This is a genomic window from Spirosoma humi, assembly GCF_054776575.1.
The window spans coordinates 710,371-728,860 of sequence record NZ_BAAHBR010000017.1 but is presented as its reverse complement, the minus strand read 5'-3'; the positions used below and the strand labels follow the sequence as shown (position 1 = coordinate 728,860).

Below are 18,490 nucleotides of genomic sequence, written 5' to 3'. Positions count from 1 at the left end.
TAGGTAACAGCGCTCCATGTTTCTACGAACCCTGGCTTTATTGCTCAATCTGTAGGATGGTGATAAGACTGCCAGCCAGCGGGCCGAGGATGACCTTTGCCGTACTCGAACGGTGGCTAGCGGAATTGCCTTCAGGGAACGCCTTTATTGATAAAAATCAAACGGTTTTCCCATCAGGATGTAGGCCTTACACGGGTACTGTTTTACTTTTGACTTACCTTTTCCTTTAACCTGCCCAAATGGCTTTACGCGTACTCTTCACGATTCTGGTTGCCTGTACGGCTTCTGCCCTTAATGCCCAGACCCCAACAAATGGAATTAAGCCAAGGTTGTTCGATGAGATCATTCGAAGCGGAGTCCTTCATCGGCCTTTACCACTCGATTCGTCCGGATCCTACGAAGCCATTTCCCTGGGAAAGCCAGTTGTAAGCGCGCAGCCCCTGGCCGCAGCCGCTGTGTTCAGTAACTGGAAACAGACCGGCTATGGAAAGCTGGCAATGACTACGGAACGCACAAAATCCGGGCAGCCTACGTTGCGGCTGAGTTTGCCAACAGCGACCGGAAAACGGGCAGTAGGTTCCAGCAGTGACCCGGACTATGCGACTTATGGTAACTGCCGTATGCAGTTGAACGTGAACGGGGCAAATTGGGAAGCCTACAACCGACTTGAATTTTTTATTTACCCCGAGGCCGCAGGAGCCCAGGTTGTAAACATCAATATCGACTTCCGAAATAAAAACCAATCGGCCAAAAACGGAACGCTGATGGCATCGGCCGATCATCTGCTCAATTTGGCCAACCACCAGTGGAACCGCTGTTATCTGGATCTGTCGGACCTGCGTCGGGACGAGGTGGCCGAACTTGGCTTCTATGTCTCATTGAAAGGAAAAAATACGACCACCGGTGACTCGGTTATCTATTACATCGATCAGCCCGTTTTAAAACAGGTAAAGACGCAGGAAATAAGCCACGGATGGCTGCCAGCCCCCAACAGCATTGTGTATGCCACATCGGGCTACATGGCCGAAGGCCAAAAAACGGCGATTGCCAATCGGGCAATTGGTACACCCAACACCCGTTTTCAGCTGATCGATGAAGCCACTCAGCGGGTAGCTTATGAGGCAAATGCAAAGCAAGTACAAACGTCTACAGGTGACTACGAGGTGCTGGACTTCAGTAGTTTCCAAAAAGCCGGTAATTACCATCTCGTTTTCGGACCGATAAAAACCGCGTCCTTCGCGATTGGCTCCCGCATATGGACGGCATCCCAGTGGCGGGTATTAAATTATATTTTCTGTCAGCGGTGCGGGTACGCGGTGCCGCAAATTCACGGGCAGTGTCACCTTGATCTGTTTTCGGAACATAAGGGGAAAAAGATTTCCTACAGCGGTGGCTGGCATGACGCAGGTGACCTGTCTCAGCAAACCCTGCAAACGGCCGATGTTACATTTGCCTTGCTGGAATCGTTCAAGAACCAGCGAACGAAAGATCCGTTATTAGCGGCCCGCTTGCGGGAAGAGGCCGAATGGGGACTTAATTTTGTGTTGAAGAACCGGTACGATGATGGTTACCGGGCCAGCAGCATGGGGCTACTTATCTGGCAGGATGGGGTTATTGGCACGCTGGATGATATTCAGTCGGTGCGGGTACAGAATAACTCGTTCGATACGTTCCTCTATGCTGCTTACGAGGCTTATGCCGCCATGACGCTGGATGGGGATCCCGCGTTTAGCGAATACCTGCGTAAACTAGCCCGGGAGGATTTTTCACTGGCAATGAAGACGTATCAGGAAAGCGGGTATGGGGGCTTCTCCCAGCCGTATGAACACAGTTATAATACGTCGCGAAGCCAGTACATGGCCACCGTTTCCTGGGCAGCCAGTATGCTGTACCAACTGACGGGCGAAACACAATATGCCCAAATGGCCACCGATTTTATCCGCTACACACTTCAGTGTCAACGGACCGCTCCGCTGGGCGATGCGAAGGGCATTAACGGTTTTTTTTACCGGGATACGACCCGAAAATCCATTGTACATTTCGTACATCAGTCCCGGGATCAGGTGTATATGCAGGCACTTATTCTCTTATGCCAAACGCAGCGCAATCATTCCGATTATCCAAAGTGGCATCAGGCGGTAAAATTATACGGCAACTACCTCAAAGACATGCTGGTTTACACCGCTCCTTACGGCATGATTCCCAGCGGGATATACCATAAAGATGAAGCGTCTGATTCGACGGCCTTCTATTCGTTGCATTTATTTCCACCAGCCAACGCCAAGGAGTTATACACCGAACAACTGACCAAAGGAGTAAAGTTGGATAACGAGCATTACCTGAAGCGATTCCCCATTTGGTTCAGCATTTTCAACGGCAATACGGCTGTCCATTTATCCACCGGCAAGGCGGCTGCCCTATGTGGGCATTTCTTAAACGATGAACAGTTGCTTCAAATCGGGCGTGAGCAATTGTACTGGACCGTGGGAAAAAACCCGTTTGGCCAATCGCTCATTTACGGGGAAGGAAACCGGTATCCGCAGATGGATAGTTTTTCGTCCGGGGAAATAACCGGCGAAATACCGGTTGGCATACGAACCGTCCATAACGAAGATGTTCCCTGGTGGCCGGCCATCAATAATGCCACCTACAAAGAGGTGTGGGTAACCTCGGCTGGCAAGTGGTTATCGTTACTTGCCGAATACTAGCTAGCTAAGCAGAATCCGTTCGATTTAGATACACATCCATGATTTATTCCCGAAAGTGGCTAAGTACAGTAGCCTTGCTGGTTTTGTTCCTGATGCAGGTGTACGCGCAGGTGCCGACGAATTACCCGGCCAACTACGCCAAAGCTCCCCGTTTCAAGGCCTTGATTTATTTTAGTGAGCGGACGGAACGAGACCATGTGCTCTTTGCCCACCAAACCATCGACTTTCTGCGAAAGCTCTCGGTTGGGAATGGGTTTACCCTGGATACCACACAGAATTTTGGCAACTACCCGTACGAAAAACTAAAGGAATACCAAGTCGTCATTATGCCCAACGGCTATCCAGGCAAAAAAGCGGAACGAGCTGTATTTGAGCAGTATATGGAAGCGGGTGGCGGCTGGATGGGCTTTCACGAATCGGGCTACAACGACAAAGACACCCAGTGGCCCTGGTTTGTAAACTTCATGGGCGGGGGTGTATTTTACTGCAATAACTGGCCACCTCAACCCGCTAAAATAGTCGCCGATCAGCCTACCCACCCGATTACCAAAAACCTGCCGCCAAGCTGGACCGCTCCGGCCAGTGAATGGTATCAATGGAAGCCGAGTCCCCGTTTAAATAAAAATATTGACGTACTGCTTTCGCTGTCGGCCGACAATTATCCCTTGGGGATCAAAGACGTGATAAATTTTGGTGATTTTCCGGTGGTCTGGACAAACCGGCGCTACCGAATGATTTATCTGAATATGGGTCATGGCGATGAGATATACTCCGATGCGACCCAGAAACTGTTGATTATCAATTCGCTCAAATGGGTGCTTAGCACCGATAAGCAGGGAGATCCCTTCAAGAAATAAACGCCACCGTGGCAATTGATGGCAGATAGCATTTAGCAAACCGCAACAGACACCTATCTGACCTATTCGTGAATACTGTCTGGCTTGTAGCCCATTGCGTACTGCATCGGGTCAGGGCGCTAAAGCAATTTGAACCCCGGACTGATAAACAGGTTAAGAATATAATGAACGATCTGTTTCGAAAGGTTAAATCAGATGTGTCGAATATAATTAAAGCTGAGTTGGACACTACCAAATAGTCATTTGCTACGAGATCTGCGCACCGCTGATCCCAATTAGCTAACTGGGGATGGCGGCAGCAATGAAACTAGTTCGGATAATAATATGGACGATTATAGCTCGACTAACGATGAGTACAGGATGCCCTGAACCCCTGCGGGGCCCGGTTGGCTATCTCGCCCTGGTAGGGATAATGCAAAGTGGATTTACGGATATTCAATGGTCAATGGAAGATATGGTTACGGAAGGCGATACCATAGCAGCCCGCTTTTTGATGCGGGGTACACATCAGGGTACGTTCATGGGTATACCGCCAACCAGTAAGCCCATTCAGGTACAAGCCATGAATTTCTATCGAACGGACGGACAGTTTATCGAAGAACATAGCCAGTCCAATATGTTGGGATTACTTCAACTAATTAGCGCGGCACCCGCGGCTTAATGAACCTACAGTTCTATACAAAAATGATTGAGACCAATAAAGCCATTTTAGAAAAAGCAAACGCGGCTATCTCAGTAGGTGACAATGAAGGCTTTTTAGCTTATTGCACGGATGATACCGAATGGGAATTTGTCGGAGAAAGAACACTACAAGGAAAAGAAGCGGTTCGGCAGTGGATGGTAACGGCCTATGCAGAGGCTCCCCAATTTAAAGTCGACCATTTTATAGCGGAGGGCGATTTTGTTACAGCCATGGGTAGCATCGATTTGAAAGACGCCACTGGTGAGACAGCCAGCTATTCTTATTGCGATGTCTGGCGCTTTCGCGAAGGCAAAATGGCTGCATTAAAAGCATTTGTCATCAAAGCATAGTCTCCATTGAACGCTCCCGCGTGAGACGAAGGGGCGTTCAATGGAGACTATGCTCAAGTCGGGCATTTAACGAAACACTGAACGGTTAAAACTACAGGCGTTGACGTGTTAGCTTAAAAGGCTAGCTGGCCATTGACCATCTTTTTATGCATCCTGCCCTACAAACTTATCTGGCCGGTAAGATTACCCTCTCCGATGAGCAAACGTCAATCGTTAGTCGCTGCTTCAAAGCCAAAAGTACCAAGCGTAACGAAATCCTCGTCGCCAAAGGCAGTGTGGCCCGCTATGTTTATTTCGTCGTCAAGGGGTGTCTGCGCGTCTTTTTAACCGATGACCAGGGAAACGAATCAACCCGTTTTTTGATCTTTGAAGGCCGTTTTGGCACCGCTTTCCCCAGCTTTATTCGCCGTCAGCCTTCGATCGCTTCCCTACAAAGTCCAGAACCATCGGAATTGCTTATGATCAGTTATGAGGATCGGCAGACGCTTTATGAGCGTATACCGGCCTGGGAAACCATGGATCGAATTGGCCTCGAACTCGATTACATTGAGGCCATTCAGCGCATTGAAAGCTTTATTTCCTTGGATGCCAGAGCTCGCTATGATACTCTCCAACAGACCAATCCGGAAATTATTCATCGATTACCCGCTAAAATCATCGCTGATTATCTGGGTATTTCTCCGGAAACACTGAGCCGCTTAAAGTCAAAAAAATAGTTTGTTGACTTTTGTCAATCTTTTTTCCCTATGCTGCTGCTTGCTTTGTACCCTCAAGCCAAGACAACTATGCATAAATTACGGCTCATTGTTCTTTATTGCCTGCTGGTGCCTCAAATTACCTTTTCCCAGCGCCCACCGACTACCCAGATCGGTCAACAAACCTTTTCGTTCATGGACTCAAGCCGTCATCGTCCGGTCGTGACGGAGGTATGGTATCCAACCGATGATTCCTTAAAAGCGAGTGATCAGGCCTTTTCGCCCTTTATTCGTCAGTATACGGTGCGAAATGGGCAGTTGCCCACTTATAAAATGCCACTGATTATGCTTTCACATGGTACTGGAGGAGGCCGGTTGACGATGGAGTGGCTAGCGCAGGGATTGGTTCAACACGGATTTGTGGTGGCCGCTGTTGACCATTGGGGCAATACCTATGATAACAAAGTGGCTCTCGAATTTCTTAAACCTTGGGAACGCCCGCTGGATATTCGTTTTGCGTTAACCGCTTTGTTGACCAACACTCCTTTTAGTACGGTGATTGATTCGCAACGTATAGGTGCGGCTGGTTTTTCTTATGGGGGTTATACGGTTATTGCCCTGGCTGGGGCAGTGCTGGATTATAAAGCCCTGCTTACCTACTATAAAACGAAGGGCCGACAGGAGATTGACATCCCCGAACTTCCAGGCGTAGCCCAATACCTGGATGACCCCTCCATACAGGTTGCCATTGAGAAAATACCTTCCCTGCAGGATAACCGAATAAGTGCCTTTCTGGCGATCTCCCCTGCGCTGGGACAGGGTTTTGTCAGTAAAGACCAGATGAAAGCTATTCAGAAACCGGTGTATGTGATTGGCGCTCACAGTGATAAAATGGCGCCCGTTAAAACCAATGCCTATCACTACCATGGGCTCATTCCAGGCTCTAATTACTACGAGTTCAAGGGCAAAACGGGCCACTACGTCATGCTGAATGAAGCAACCGAGGAAGTCAAAAAATCCGATCCAACTTACTTTACTGATGACCCTACCGTCGATCGTCATAAAGTGCACTCGGCAGTAATTCGTTTAGCCGCGCAGTTTTTCAGACACAAGCTATCTGCTTACTGATCCTGGAAGTGTGTTCGTCAAAACAGCACATGAGCTATTCCCAGAGCCAATTGATGTATGTTGTAGCGATCAATTTTTTACTCTCTAAATAGGCTCCTCAGTGAGACGAGGAAGCTTCACTTGTTCGGAATTGGGTCGTTTCCTGAAGCAAAGGAGATAATAGCCAGCAGTTACCAGCGCTTTGGCAATCTGAAAGCCTACGCCTTGGTTAGCACCGGTGACTAAAGCGACCGGCGGGTTGTTTTTGGATGCTTCGATTTGATTCTCCATACGAATGATGTTTGATAAATGAGCACTGCAAAACGCAGCATTCATCGTCTCAAGACACTAACCGAATCAAGGAGGCTTGTAACCAACATGAGATGGATCGATTTACTAGTTTGTCCCTTCGTCGATGTGATGCCCCAACAGTTGGCTGACTCAATAAACTGAGCAACTCGTACTTATAATCTAAGAATATCTAGTCCCTGAAAACACTCCTACCTGAGATGATTATTTTTATTCGTTAAGGTCGGTGATAGAATAAGAGCCGAACGAAAAATGGCTCTCACTACCTGATTCAAAATTAAGTGCGACGGCGGCTCTTAATGGCGCCTACCCACTCCGACTCCCCACAACGGGGACATTGGTGCCGACCTGGGGACAGACTCTCCACCTGGCCACAGCGGGTGCAAGCGTACTGACCCGGCTGATCGAGTCGGTCTCGCTTTTGATGATAGACCTTGGGTAGCACCGGCAGACCCGGTTTAACCTCTTCGTCGGGGTAGTAAAAAAAGCTCACTGTGCCATTGGTCTCCAGAATGGCGGTTTGCACTTGACCCAGGTGTTCAATGTTCTGCTGGCGCATCTCGGCGAAAAATTCATCTTTGGCAAAGGTGTGATCACTCCCTTCGACCAACATAAAGCGGCCCTCCTCAATAACATAAAGCGGATCGCCTTCCAGCACACTTTCAAAACCTTCACTGCGGGCAGCAATCCAGGTAATCAGCCGGTAGAAGGCCAGAATGGTGCCGAAGACCACCAAGGCGGGTAGAATAGCGTTATCAGGGTTGGCCATCGGGTCACCGGCGGCCGAGCCCAGGCCGATAATAATGGCCACTTCGAAAATCGACAGTTGCCGAACGCCTTTTTTGCCCGACAAGCGTAAGAAGGTCAGGATGATCGTGAACATGATCAGGGTTCTGATCACAATTTCGAGCGTGAGGCTCCAGTCTAATTTGTTGATGAACAAACTATGCAGATCAAAATCCATACTGGTGTTGGGTTAAAGGGCCAGTTAGATGCCCTTTCTACAACGCTGGTTGAGCCCTGTGCGATGTAAACAAATGTTGCCCCAGCAAACTATAGTTGATTCAAGCGGCCAATTGGTAAGGCACTATATGTGGCTATTTCAGTGCTCTTGATCAGCCAATTTCGTAGCAGATTGACCACCTGACTTCTCAGAATAATATAAATCTAACGATTAGATTATCAACTACTTAAACTGGTCACCATGGCGCGGTCATTTTAGGCGAAACAGCCTGTCCGTCTTCTTCGAAATCAGTTGATCAACCCCTCCGGAATTTCCACTTTATGCTTATTGGCGGTGAACGAATAAAGTTGATTTCGTTTGTTTGGAAAACTATTTTGTAAACGGTCTAAAAGCAAAAGCGCCTAACTAACTCATGAATAGTCAATTAGGCGCTAAGCTTGTACCGGGAGCCGGACTCGAACCGGCATGTCCTTGCAGACAATGGTGTTTGAGACCATCGCGTCTACCGATTCCGCCATCCCGGCGACAGAATCGTCACGCCAGAGCGTGATGCGTTTGTCAAACGTGGGTGCAAAAGTAGGTTTTCAGCGGGGTTTATGCAAATAAATAGAAAGATAAATTGAGCCGTTTCGGCAAGCCGTAAGTTCTTCCGCTCGTTTATTCATACCGCAGGGCATCGATGGGATCAAGTTTGGAGGCTCGAACGGCGGGATAAATACCCGCAAACAAACCAACCGAAACACAAACAACGATCCCCAGCCCCATCCAGCCCCAGGGTACGATAAAGCTACCTTTCCCCTGACTAACAACTCCCGCAATTAAATTACCGACGCCCAGACCCAGCAGGATTCCCCCTACTCCGCCGAGAATACAGATGACAATGGCTTCGATCAGAAACTGCTCGCGAATCCGTTTGGGCGTTGCGCCAAGTGACTTACGAATGCCTATTTCTCGGGTTCGCTCGGTTACGGAAACGAGCATGATGTTCAGCAAAGCAATGGACGCCCCCAGCAGGGTGATGAAACCAATGCCAAAGCCCCCGATGCGCAGGTAACCCGTAATGTTTGCCGTTTCTTTGGCCAGATCGTCGGCCCGTTCGATTTCAAACGAATCCAGTTGCCCGAGCTGATCATGCCGAACCAACCGCATAACTCCCCGCGCTTCGTCGACGGCTTCGTCCTGGTCCGACACTGCCGGTACAGAGGTGGTAATATCGAACGAAAGTTTTTGAGTTCCAGCCAGTGCCCGGGCGTTATCGAGCGGAATCAAAATGATCCGGTCATCGCCACCACCCGAAAAACCACCTTTTTTGTCCAGAACGCCTATAATTGTGTATTGATTGCCCGACACCCGAATGACCTGATTGAGCGGATTTACTTTTTTCTCAAATAAGGTATTGGCTACTTCGATACCTACGATCGCTACGTTTAGCGCATGGGTTAGATCATTCTGCGTAAAATTGCGGCCGTTCTGAATCGTAAATCCTTTTACGTTCAGATAGGCATCGTCGCCCCCGATAAGCTGCACGTTGGGATTTGTTTTTTTAGAGCCGAACTTTGCCTGGGCAGCGCCTGAAACCGACGTCGATACGGCAATTGTCGCCCCATACGGAAACCGACGCTTGAAGTTGATCGCATCAAAATAATCAATCGGCGCGTCCTGTTTCTGAACGCGACCACCCCGCCGGAAAGCATCCTGCCGGGCCACAATGCTGAACGTATTGGCCCCCAGCCCCGCAAAACTACTATCGACCGAGCTCTGTATGCCCTCGATAGCCGTCAGGATACCCACCAGCGAGGTGATGCCGATAGCAATAATGAGGGACGTCAGAATCGTACGCAACCGATTGCTGGCAATCGAGCGCAGACCTTCGCGAATATTTTCAAGTAAATTCATGTAGTAAAGGTGAAAGAGCGAATGAGTGAAAGAGCGTAATGCGTAAACGTATGCACGTCGTTTTCATCGCTCTTTCACTCATTCGCTCTTTCACTTATGTTTTCTCGCACAATATTTGCCTATCTTTCGTTATGACAAAACTACCACAAGCATTTTTATCGGGGAAACCAATGAAACGCCTGCTGTTGCCGCTTATCCTATTTCTCACGCTGACGGGTCAGGTGTGGGCGTCTAAGATTCTGATTCCGATGGACGATAGCCAGAAGAATCACCTAAAAGCCTATGGTATTGCGTATTGGGTGCTAAAAACGCATGATACGGAAATCGACTGGCTGCTGAATTACCGGGGTGGCTCGTTTATGATGCCCCAAAGTCAGGCGTTTATCAACGAAATGGTGATTCGTGGTGTCAGCTATGAGGTCATATCGGATGCTCAGTCGGCCCAGATCTTGTCGGAAGTATCGGCGGCCGACGCTAATATGGATGCCGTAAAGCTGCAAAAACCGCCGAAGGTAGCCGTCTACTCACCTAAAACGAAACAACCCTGGGATGATGCCGTAACGATGGTCATGACGTACGCGGAAATTCCCTACGATGTCGTTTTCGATGAAGAGGTCATGAATGGTAAACTGCCCGAATACGATTGGCTACACCTTCACCACGAAGATTTTACGGGTCAGTACGGTAAGTTTTTCCATTTCAAGGATCAGCCGTGGTACATTGCTCAGAAACAGGAAGCTGAAAATATCACCCGTAAATTCGGCTTTACCAAAGTTCCCCAGTTGAAGCTGGCCGTGTCTCAAAAGATTCGTGATTTCGTACTGGGTGGTGGGTATCTGTTCGCCATGTGCAATGCTACCGATACCTACGATATTGCCCTGGCAGCTCACAACACAGATATTGTCGATGCCTTCTACGATGGCGATCCTGCCGATCCCAATGCCAATAACAAACTGGATTTCAGTCAGACATTGGCCTTCAGAAATTTTCAGGTATACACCAACCCATACCTGATCGAGTTCTCGAATATCGATAACCAACCCGAAGAGCGCGGTCTGAGCGAACACAACGATTACTTCACCCTGTTTCAGTTTTCGGCCAAGTATGATCCCATTCCTACCATGCTGACGCAGAACCACGCCAACGTCATTAAGGGCTTCATGGGGCAGACAACAGCTTTCAAGAAAAATTACATCAAGCCTGAGGTAGTTATTATGGCCGAAAACCGGGCCGTAGGCGAGGCACGTTATATCCACGCGCCTTACGGACGGGGTTTCTTCACGTTCTACGGCGGGCACGATCCCGAAGATTACCGCCACGAAATTGGCGAGGAGCCCACCGACCTGAACCTCCACCCGAACTCGGCCGGTTACCGACTGATTCTCAACAACATACTTTTCCCGGCAGCTAAGAAGAAGAAGCAAAAGACGTAGGCGTAACGGAATGATGCCCAAGCCTTTTTTACCTCTTTGTGCTGGTTTCTAACAACCGGCACAGAGAGGTTTTTTAATTATCAAACCACTCCGACACCATTTCTTCCTGCGATTTGCTCTCCAGTCTCCGTTCCAGATCGTCGGGTATCTTAGGAAAGAAATCAATCCCTGTCAGTTGTTCGATGCGGTCAACGGGCACCACAAACTCGCTTAGCGGTCTGTTCGATGCTTCGTTGTTTAGCAAGAAGCCAATCATCCGGATGTTAGGCTTGTCGCAGTACAGAATCACTTTATAAAATTTTTCCGGAACACTCACTTCAACGACTTTGCCAATCGTAGGTAAACCAGGCTTCAACACCGCGCCCGTTACTACGTAAATTCCTTTGTCCCGAATCGCCCAGGATCGAACCTGCTCTTCCAGTTCTTTCCAGATGCCCCGATTAAAGTCGGGTATCTGGGGCGTAATATTGCTCATTAAGAAGGTTTCGCGCATGATGCGCTGCGAAAACTTAAAATCGCCAGCGGGGGCCAGGTGCCCACGGTCGTAGCCCGAACGCGTGTAATCGGATGGAAGCGCGGTACCGTTCTCCACGCTCGGATCAGGTTTGAACTGCTCGTATTTCCGATCCGCGTCCCCCGTCGTTTCATAGTTTAGCAATGGATACGCGACCCAATCGGCATCCTTATACTGATCCCGATACCGAAGGGTATACCCTTCGTGCCGGACAATATCGTCCCCGGCTTTAACCAGCGGCAGAATGAAATCAACTTCTTTTTCAAAGTCAAACCGTTGATTTCCCGATGAGCCACCGGTTGGTGAGTCGGACCTTGTGTCACTAGCTTCACTTTCATCGGATTTTGGCCTACCCTTTCGCCGTTTGTGCGTCGTGGCATCAGGATCGTTTGGTTCAGGCGCTTTATAAGGATTATCTTCTTCAGGGTGTGCTTTCGAGCGGCCTAGCCCGATCATCTGCCGAAAATCGTTCCAGAAAGCGACTACAGGTTGAGTACGGCCACCGTAATGCAGAAACAGGCCGATCAAAAAGAAGATAAACAGTAACACAAGTGTGTTGCCGCGTAACCGGAAACCCCGGCGGGTATATTTTTTGGTTGAAAAGCGAGGCTTAAAGAACATAAAAGTAAAGTTACACTGTTTTTGTCTTGCAGATGAAACCCACCCGCTATACACCCCTTCTTACAGGTACCTACCGAGTAGACTAACTCCCGTAGTAGGCCTGAACCGATGAACCGTTCCCCTCGAACTGCTGTTAAAAACCCATGTCATCGTTGAATATTGTGGTCATCGGGGGCGGAGCATCTGGCTTTTTCGGAGCCATTACAGCCGCCGAAACATTTCCGGACGCTACCGTCACCATTCTGGAGAAAACCCGTACTGTACTGAACAAAGTCCGAATTTCGGGCGGAGGACGCTGTAATGTTACCCACGCCTGTTTCGAAAACCGGACGTTTGTCAAGCATTATCCGCGTGGCGAGAAACCGTTGCGGTCGCTGATGAACCAGTTTGATGCAGCCTCCACCGTTGCCTGGTTTGAGAAGCGGGGGGTTACGCTGAAGACCGAAGCCGACGGGCGTATGTTTCCAAGCACGAATACGTCTGAAACGATCGTGACCTGCTTACTCCAGACGGCTCGCCGTTTAGGCATTCGCATTCGCACCAGTTGCGGAGTTCATTCCATGATGCGCGACGAACAGGGTCGCTGGCAATTACACACACTCACCGACGAAATTCTTGTAGCTGATCGCGTTTTAATCGCGACGGGCGGCTTTCCCAAAATAGACGGGTACAACTGGCTGCCTGAGCAAAGCGAACCACTATTGCCGCCGGTTCCTTCCCTATTTACATTCAACGTTCCCGACAGTCCGTTTCTGTCGTTGGCCGGCGTGGCGGTACCGGATGCAAAAATATCCATACCAGGCACCAAACAGGAACAGCGTGGCCCTTTGTTATTTACGCACTGGGGGTTTAGTGGCCCTGCCACCTTGCGCCTGTCGGCCTGGGCTGCCCGCGATCTTGCCGATGCTAGCTATCAGTTTACACTCCGCGTAAACTGGGTTCCTACATTGAATGAGAATGAGTTACGGGCCAAGCTCCAGGATTTCAGACAGCAGAATGGCCGCAAACAGGTCATTTCCCAAAACCCGTTTGGCCTTCCCTCCCGGCTTTGGCAGGCGTTGTCACAGGAGTCGGGCATTTCCGAAGCGCAGCGCTGGGCCGATCTCCCCGCCAAACCCCTCAACCGACTTTCTGAACGACTCACCAACAGCCAGTTCCGGGTTACGGGTAAAAGTACGTTTAAGGACGAATTTGTGACCTGCGGGGGCATTTCCTTTGAGGGCTTACACCCCCAAACGCTCGAAAGCAAAGCTCAGCCTGGCTTGTTCTTTGCCGGTGAGGTGCTGGACGTAGATGGGATCACGGGAGGTTTTAACTTCCAGAGCGCCTGGACAACGGGCTATGTGGCGGGGCTGGCCATTGGACGCTAAGCTATCGATTCAGGATTGCTCGGGCCGATTCTTCGTCGCGTTTCAACTGCGTAACCAAAGCAGGCAACCCATCGAACCTCTGCTCCGGACGCAAAAACTCCCGGAATTTCAGGGTAATGTGTTCGCCGTATATGTCCTTATCGAAGTCAAAAATATACGTCTCAATCGTCTGGTTTGTTCCTGCCACGGTAGGCCGAAAGCCAATATTCAGCATACCCCCCAGGGTTTGCCCGGCATAATCGACGTCAACCGCGTATACCCCATTGGCAGGAATCAGCTTGGCCGGGTCGTCGACCTGTAGATTAGCCGTTGGAAAACCAATGGTACGACCGAGCTGACGCCCTTTCACGACCGTTCCGGTAAGGCTGTAAAGTCGCCCCAGAAACCGGTTTGCCGTGTGAACATTGCCTTCATTCAGTGCCGCCCGAATTTTCGACGAACTAACACCGACGGCTTCTATATCCTGCCGGGGTATTTCCTCGACTCCAAATCCATATTCGCTTTGGTGCGCCTGGATGTAGTCGAAGCCACCTTCACGATCTCGGCCAAAACGGTGGTCATATCCGATCACCAGTTTTTTGGTTCCTATTTTATCGATCAGAATTTGGCGAATGTACTCTTCAGAGGTCAATTCCGAAAAGGAGCGGGTAAAAGGAATAACAATCAGATGATCAACCCCCGCCTGATCGAGAAGTTCGATTTTCTCGTCCAGCGTTGTTAACAGCTTCAGATTTTGGCTATCATTGGAAACCACTGTACGCGGATGCGGCCAGTACGTGATCAGAACAGACTCGCCCCCACTGGCCCTGGCCACTTCGGTCAGCCGAGCCAAAATAGTTTGATGCCCACGGTGAACCCCGTCAAATGTGCCGCTCGTCACGACGGCATTTGGCAAGGGTTGAATATCATCGAGTCCTGTATAAATAATCATTCGTTTGTCGGAAGTGGGTCGGCCAGCGAAGCACGATGGGTGGCAATGAATTGCTCAAGGGTGGCGGCATCCTCCACCCGAAAGTCGCCAATGCGGGTTCTGCGCAGCCCACTCATGTAAGCACCATTGTTGAGCAACAGGCCCAAATCGCGGACCAGACTGCGAATATAAGTCCCTTTTGAACACACGATACGAAAATCAACCTCGGGAAAGCGATCTGTGTTCACCTCAAAAACCGATACCGATACCGTGCGGGCCTTAATCCCACCTTCAACCCGGTCGGCGGTTTCGCCACGACGTGCCTTTTCGTATAACCGCTCCCCATTTACGCGAATGGCCGAATAAATCGGTGGCACCTGAAGAATATCACCCGTCAACTGTTGGGCAGCCGCCTGTATCAGCTCGGATGTAATGTCGCTGGTGTCGTACTCGGCATCAATTTCTGTTTCCAGATCAACGGAGGGCGTTGTTTTGCCCAGAACAAGCGTACCGGTATATTCTTTTTCCTGCGCCTGATACTGATCAATTTGCTTGGTCATCTTGCCCGTGCACAGAATGAGCAAGCCGGTTGCCAGCGGGTCGAGCGTACCGGCATGACCAATTTTCTTGAACTTGCAGGCATATTTAAGCTTGTTCGCCACATCGAACGATGTCCAGGTAAGCGGCTTATCAATTAAGATGACCTGACCGGGATCAGGAATCGGCACAGTTTGTTGCGACACAGTGATTCACATAGAAGAACGAAGGTAGACGCGAGTCAGCTCCAGCCCTGTAAACTTATAAAACATCCAGCTTGACCCCGGCCGCCATCAGGCCCAGCAGTAATAAGCCAAGAGCAATTCGGTAATAGCCGAATACTTTGAAGCCATAACGGTTTAGGAACCCGACAAAGGCGCGAATAGCCAGTAAACCAACAAGAAAGGCAATCACATTACCAATCAACAGCGTCTGGTAGTCAGCAGGCTGGAGAAGCTTGTACGTTTTGAGCAGCTTGTATCCCGAAGCAGCCGCCATTGTCGGTACGGCCAGAAAAAACGAAAACTCCGCGGCTTGCGTGCGACTCAACCCCTGAAACATACCGCCGATGATGGTAGCAGCCGAACGGGATACGCCCGGAATCATAGCGATACATTGGAAGAACCCGATACGAATCGCATCGGGCACCGTCACATCCCCATCCTTGGGTTGCCGATTAACAATGCGATCAATAAACACAAGCACAATACCACCCAATAAAAGCGAAATAGCTACGGTAGTGATACTTTCCAGCAATGAATCGATAAAATCGTTTAGCAAAAAGCCAATGACGGCGGCAGGCAGAAAGGCAATCAGGATTTTACTGTAGAAATCCGCCATGGGCTGCAGGCGGGGCGGCAGCGATTTAAGATAACTGGGAACAACAAACGTACCGGTGCGGGTATCCGTCATAAAGCGACGGTGGTATAAGACCAGAACGGATAGAATACAGCCGAACTGGACGTCGACGGTATATAACTTGGTAAATTCGTTCCCGGCAATGCCCGCCAGCGAAGAGTAAATAATCATGTGGCCCGTTGAGGATACCGGCAAAAACTCGGTTAATCCTTCAATAATGGCCAGCGCAATGGCATGAATCAGCTCCATTAATCCTGGTTTGACGTTTGTGGTTTGTCGTTATAGTTTATCAACGACAGACAAACTTATAGCAAGTGGCACGAAACGACAAACCACAAACCACAAACTTTACGCCTTGGGGCGGGCAAGGATCGCGAAAAATTCGAGCATGAACCCGCTCATAACGACTAATGGGCCAAGAGTTAACCCTAGAAAGCCAAAGCCAAACTCTTCTTTGTCGAGGCTCATAATGAAGAATCCGGCCAAAATAATACCGATACCCGCCAGCATCAGCGTATAGTTCTGCCGGCCGAAGGGCAATGCCGCACCCGCGTCCCGCCGAACGGGCTCGACAACCGACGACCGGATTGGAGCAGTTTTGGAGGGCGCCGTTGGTGTAGCTACCGGGTTGGGAGCTGGTTGATCGCGCGTCAATGTTGGCGCGCCAGCTTGTTTATCTTTTGCCATGTTCGTTCGTCCATTTACGTTTTTGTGTAACCTTAAAATTGCGCTATAGGTTTGTTAGTGCATTGACTGGCGCTATCACGAACCTGCTTTTATAGCGAATTAGTTAGTAAAGTTCATCCAGAGTGAGGCCCAGATACCGATTGACGGCCTGAAATGTACTCAGGAAGCCGATCAACATGCCCAGGCCCACAATACCGGTCATCAGGAAAATCATTTTTTCGGTATCCTGAAATGTTCCCAATTCAGGCAGATTATGAAGGGCAATCTGTAAACCAGCAATCAACAGTACTACGGCCATGATGCCCGCCAGAAATCCCTGCCATATACCCCGTCCCAGAAACGGCCGTGTAATGAATCCATTTGTGGCACCCACCAATTGCATGCTTCGAATCAGCAATCGTTGGGAGTGAAGCGCCAACCGGATTGTATTGTTCATCAACACAACAATAATGATCAGCAGAATTAAGGCGAAGGCCGACATCACAGCATAGATTTTCGTGATGTTCCGATTGATATTATCCACCAGATTTTCCTGATAGACTACCTCAAACACACCGTCTATTTCTTCCAGATCCTGCTTTACTTCCTGCAGTTTAGCTTCCTCAAAATACCCCTCATTGAGTTTGATCCTGTAGCTGTCATGCAGTGGATTTTCCCCTAAAAACTTCGAAAAGTCTTCTTTGGTCTCGGCGATAAATTCCTTGGCCGCTTCATCTTTGGTAACCAGGTTGATTTGTGGCACCCCGTTTACTTTCAAAATATAAGGTTGCTCAGCTAGCGTTTGAAAAAGGGCTGTACTTTTCTTTGCACTAAGGTCTTTATCCAAAAAAGCCCGCACTTCGTAATTCTCACGAATGTATGTTACCAGTTTCTTTGACTGGATAGCCAGCAATCCACAGAAACCAATTAAAAATAAAGCCAGTGTCAGACTGAATAAAATCATGCCACTGGGATACGTACCTACTTTTTTCTTGTTACGAGCCATTTAGTGGGTTCGTGTTATTGAGACAAAAATAACGGATTCGACCGGGGAAAGGCCGAATTTAACAAAATTTAGCATAACAGACCGAAAATCAGCACCGAGCGATTAACAACCTTAGGCAAGCGTACTACCTAGGCTCTATTCTCAAAGACGGCTGCCGGGTAACCAACTTCCACCAGGTATAGCCCATTGGCGGGTGCCGCCCGGCCTGCTATAGTACGGTCTCGTGCCAAAATAATCTGCTCAAACTGGTCGAGACTCATCCGATCCTGCCCTATTTCGAGCATGGTCCCAACAATGGTTCGTACCATCCCCCACAAAAACCGGTCGGCTTTAATATGAAACGTCAGGCAATCCTCATTTGTATGTTTCCAGTAAGCAAAATCGAGTTTGCAGTGAAAGTGCGTCACATTGGCACGGGCTTTACTGAAACTTTGAAAGTTGGTGTGTTGTAAAAGAATTTCACACGCCTTATTCATGCGGTCAATAGCCAGGGCTGGTCGAAAATGATACGTCAGATTACTTTGAAACGCATTTTTCTGGCGCGTAATGTGGTATTGGTAATACCGGGAATGGGCCGAAAACCGGGCATGATCTTTTGCCCGAACCGGAAAAATGGTTTGAATGGCAATGTCTTCGGGCAGCATGCAATTGATCGAGTAAATAAGTGCTTCGGTCAAATCAAGCGGTTCATCCACGTCGAAGTGGGCAAATTGCTGCTTCGCATGAACGCCCGCATCCGTACGCCCACTGCCCATAATGTAAATTGGTTTGCCGAGTCGCTGGGTCAAGGTTGCTTCGAGCGTAGTTTGTATACTCACACCGTTGGCCTGTGTTTGCCAGCCATGGTAGGCGGTTCCCCGATACGACAGTTCAATGAAATAACGCATATCGGGCAAAAGTACCGCTTAATACGTTTCTATTAGGTATAGAATCCATACTGGTAAAGCCCAACGGCCCGAAAGAAGCTTGTACTTCTTTCGGGCCGTTGGGCTTTTATCTTAATCGGT

18 protein-coding genes and 1 tRNA gene are annotated in these 18,490 nt (G+C 49.3%); 8 read left to right on the top strand and 11 right to left on the bottom strand.

Annotated features, from left to right (window positions below):
• Window positions 1-239 precede the first annotated feature (239 nt).
• The 6 genes from ACYU8Y_RS25240 (at window position 240) to ACYU8Y_RS25215 (ending at window position 6,420) form a co-directional block, all read left to right on the top strand.
• Window positions 240-2,708: a glycoside hydrolase family 9 protein gene (locus ACYU8Y_RS25240; RefSeq protein WP_460940939.1), complete on the top strand. Its 2,469-nt coding sequence runs from the start codon at window positions 240-242 to the stop codon at window positions 2,706-2,708.
• Window positions 2,709-2,746: 38 nt separating this feature from the next.
• The gene (locus ACYU8Y_RS25235) at window positions 2,747-3,565 is read left to right on the top strand and encodes a ThuA domain-containing protein (protein WP_460940938.1); all 819 of its coding nucleotides are present in this window, start codon (window positions 2,747-2,749) and stop codon (window positions 3,563-3,565) included.
• A 349-nt stretch (window positions 3,566-3,914) separates the two neighbouring features.
• Window positions 3,915-4,226: an ester cyclase gene (locus ACYU8Y_RS25230; protein WP_460940937.1), complete on the top strand. Its 312-nt coding sequence runs from the start codon at window positions 3,915-3,917 to the stop codon at window positions 4,224-4,226.
• Window positions 4,227-4,249: 23 nt separating this feature from the next.
• Entirely contained in the window at window positions 4,250-4,597 is a 348-nt protein-coding gene (locus tag ACYU8Y_RS25225; RefSeq protein WP_460940936.1) for a nuclear transport factor 2 family protein, read from the top strand.
• 146 nt (window positions 4,598-4,743) lie between these two features.
• The gene (locus ACYU8Y_RS25220; RefSeq protein WP_460940935.1) at window positions 4,744-5,313 is read left to right on the top strand and encodes a Crp/Fnr family transcriptional regulator; all 570 of its coding nucleotides are present in this window, start codon (window positions 4,744-4,746) and stop codon (window positions 5,311-5,313) included.
• A 69-nt stretch (window positions 5,314-5,382) separates the two neighbouring features.
• Window positions 5,383-6,420 (top strand): alpha/beta hydrolase family protein, encoded by a 1,038-nt coding sequence (locus ACYU8Y_RS25215; protein WP_460940934.1) that lies wholly within the window; start codon window positions 5,383-5,385, stop codon window positions 6,418-6,420.
• Window positions 6,421-6,504: 84 nt separating this feature from the next.
• On the opposite strand, the gene ACYU8Y_RS25210 is transcribed toward ACYU8Y_RS25215, so the two are convergent.
• The 4 genes from ACYU8Y_RS25210 to ACYU8Y_RS25195 all read right to left on the bottom strand — a co-directional run bounded on the left by ACYU8Y_RS25210 (window position 6,505) and on the right by ACYU8Y_RS25195 (window position 9,568).
• Window positions 6,505-6,690, bottom strand: a complete 186-nt coding sequence (locus ACYU8Y_RS25210; protein ID WP_460940933.1) for a hypothetical protein — start codon at window positions 6,688-6,690, stop codon at window positions 6,505-6,507.
• Between the two features lie 295 nt (window positions 6,691-6,985).
• On the bottom strand, window positions 6,986-7,672 hold the full coding sequence (locus tag ACYU8Y_RS25205; protein ID WP_460940932.1) for a YetF domain-containing protein: 687 nt from the start codon (window positions 7,670-7,672) through the stop codon (window positions 6,986-6,988).
• 440 nt (window positions 7,673-8,112) lie between these two features.
• Window positions 8,113-8,196, bottom strand: a tRNA-Leu gene (locus ACYU8Y_RS25200).
• Between the two features lie 133 nt (window positions 8,197-8,329).
• Window positions 8,330-9,568 (bottom strand): ABC transporter permease, encoded by a 1,239-nt coding sequence (locus ACYU8Y_RS25195; RefSeq protein ID WP_460940931.1) that lies wholly within the window; start codon window positions 9,566-9,568, stop codon window positions 8,330-8,332.
• A 170-nt stretch (window positions 9,569-9,738) separates the two neighbouring features.
• Here ACYU8Y_RS25195 and ACYU8Y_RS25190 point away from each other — a divergent pair, with 170 nt between their 5' ends.
• Window positions 9,739-11,001 (top strand): asparagine synthetase B, encoded by a 1,263-nt coding sequence (locus ACYU8Y_RS25190; protein WP_460941214.1) that lies wholly within the window; start codon window positions 9,739-9,741, stop codon window positions 10,999-11,001.
• A 73-nt stretch (window positions 11,002-11,074) separates the two neighbouring features.
• Here ACYU8Y_RS25190 and ACYU8Y_RS25185 read toward each other — a convergent pair whose 3' ends face one another.
• Complete coding sequence (locus ACYU8Y_RS25185; protein WP_460940930.1) at window positions 11,075-12,136, bottom strand: DNA/RNA non-specific endonuclease; 1,062 nt, start codon at window positions 12,134-12,136, stop codon at window positions 11,075-11,077.
• A 143-nt stretch (window positions 12,137-12,279) separates the two neighbouring features.
• On the opposite strand from ACYU8Y_RS25185, the gene ACYU8Y_RS25180 reads away from it, so the two are divergent.
• The gene (locus ACYU8Y_RS25180; RefSeq protein ID WP_460940929.1) at window positions 12,280-13,506 is read left to right on the top strand and encodes a BaiN/RdsA family NAD(P)/FAD-dependent oxidoreductase; all 1,227 of its coding nucleotides are present in this window, start codon (window positions 12,280-12,282) and stop codon (window positions 13,504-13,506) included.
• A 1-nt stretch (window position 13,507) separates the two neighbouring features.
• On the opposite strand, the gene ACYU8Y_RS25175 is transcribed toward ACYU8Y_RS25180, so the two are convergent.
• The 6 genes from ACYU8Y_RS25175 to truA form a co-directional block, all read right to left on the bottom strand.
• Window positions 13,508-14,437 carry a bifunctional riboflavin kinase/FAD synthetase gene (locus tag ACYU8Y_RS25175; RefSeq protein ID WP_460940928.1) on the bottom strand — a complete coding sequence of 310 codons (930 nt, stop codon included), beginning with the start codon at window positions 14,435-14,437 and terminating at the stop codon, window positions 13,508-13,510.
• On the bottom strand, window positions 14,434-15,159 hold the full coding sequence (truB, locus tag ACYU8Y_RS25170; protein ID WP_460940927.1) for a tRNA pseudouridine(55) synthase TruB: 726 nt from the start codon (window positions 15,157-15,159) through the stop codon (window positions 14,434-14,436). The genes ACYU8Y_RS25175 and truB overlap by 4 nt, the downstream gene beginning before the upstream one ends.
• A gap of 55 nt (window positions 15,160-15,214) precedes the next feature.
• Window positions 15,215-16,060 (bottom strand): undecaprenyl-diphosphate phosphatase, encoded by an 846-nt coding sequence (locus tag ACYU8Y_RS25165; protein WP_460940926.1) that lies wholly within the window; start codon window positions 16,058-16,060, stop codon window positions 15,215-15,217.
• A 99-nt stretch (window positions 16,061-16,159) separates the two neighbouring features.
• The gene (locus ACYU8Y_RS25160; protein ID WP_460940924.1) at window positions 16,160-16,498 is read right to left on the bottom strand and encodes a DUF3098 domain-containing protein; all 339 of its coding nucleotides are present in this window, start codon (window positions 16,496-16,498) and stop codon (window positions 16,160-16,162) included.
• 103 nt (window positions 16,499-16,601) lie between these two features.
• Entirely contained in the window at window positions 16,602-17,483 is an 882-nt protein-coding gene (locus tag ACYU8Y_RS25155) for a cell division protein FtsX (RefSeq protein ID WP_460940923.1), read from the bottom strand.
• A 128-nt stretch (window positions 17,484-17,611) separates the two neighbouring features.
• Window positions 17,612-18,370, bottom strand: a complete 759-nt coding sequence (truA, locus tag ACYU8Y_RS25150) for a tRNA pseudouridine(38-40) synthase TruA (RefSeq protein ID WP_460940922.1) — start codon at window positions 18,368-18,370, stop codon at window positions 17,612-17,614.
• Window positions 18,371-18,490 lie beyond the last annotated feature (120 nt).

Coding starts and splice junctions, on each gene's coding strand:
- ACYU8Y_RS25240 (WP_460940939.1), top strand. CDS start 240: ATGGCTTTACGCGTACTCTTCACGATTCTGGTTGCCTGTACGGCTTCT.
- ACYU8Y_RS25235 (WP_460940938.1), top strand. CDS start 2,747: ATGATTTATTCCCGAAAGTGGCTAAGTACAGTAGCCTTGCTGGTTTTG.
- ACYU8Y_RS25230 (WP_460940937.1), top strand. CDS start 3,915: ATGAGTACAGGATGCCCTGAACCCCTGCGGGGCCCGGTTGGCTATCTC.
- ACYU8Y_RS25225 (WP_460940936.1), top strand. CDS start 4,250: ATGATTGAGACCAATAAAGCCATTTTAGAAAAAGCAAACGCGGCTATC.
- ACYU8Y_RS25220 (WP_460940935.1), top strand. CDS start 4,744: ATGCATCCTGCCCTACAAACTTATCTGGCCGGTAAGATTACCCTCTCC.
- ACYU8Y_RS25215 (WP_460940934.1), top strand. CDS start 5,383: ATGCATAAATTACGGCTCATTGTTCTTTATTGCCTGCTGGTGCCTCAA.
- ACYU8Y_RS25210 (WP_460940933.1), bottom strand. CDS start 6,690: ATGGAGAATCAAATCGAAGCATCCAAAAACAACCCGCCGGTCGCTTTA.
- ACYU8Y_RS25205 (WP_460940932.1), bottom strand. CDS start 7,672: ATGGATTTTGATCTGCATAGTTTGTTCATCAACAAATTAGACTGGAGC.
- ACYU8Y_RS25195 (WP_460940931.1), bottom strand. CDS start 9,568: ATGAATTTACTTGAAAATATTCGCGAAGGTCTGCGCTCGATTGCCAGC.
- ACYU8Y_RS25190 (WP_460941214.1), top strand. CDS start 9,739: ATGAAACGCCTGCTGTTGCCGCTTATCCTATTTCTCACGCTGACGGGT.
- ACYU8Y_RS25185 (WP_460940930.1), bottom strand. CDS start 12,136: ATGTTCTTTAAGCCTCGCTTTTCAACCAAAAAATATACCCGCCGGGGT.
- ACYU8Y_RS25180 (WP_460940929.1), top strand. CDS start 12,280: ATGTCATCGTTGAATATTGTGGTCATCGGGGGCGGAGCATCTGGCTTT.
- ACYU8Y_RS25175 (WP_460940928.1), bottom strand. CDS start 14,437: ATGATTATTTATACAGGACTCGATGATATTCAACCCTTGCCAAATGCC.
- ACYU8Y_RS25165 (WP_460940926.1), bottom strand. CDS start 16,060: ATGGAGCTGATTCATGCCATTGCGCTGGCCATTATTGAAGGATTAACC.
- ACYU8Y_RS25160 (WP_460940924.1), bottom strand. CDS start 16,498: ATGGCAAAAGATAAACAAGCTGGCGCGCCAACATTGACGCGCGATCAA.
- ACYU8Y_RS25155 (WP_460940923.1), bottom strand. CDS start 17,483: ATGGCTCGTAACAAGAAAAAAGTAGGTACGTATCCCAGTGGCATGATT.
- truA (WP_460940922.1), bottom strand. CDS start 18,370: ATGCGTTATTTCATTGAACTGTCGTATCGGGGAACCGCCTACCATGGC.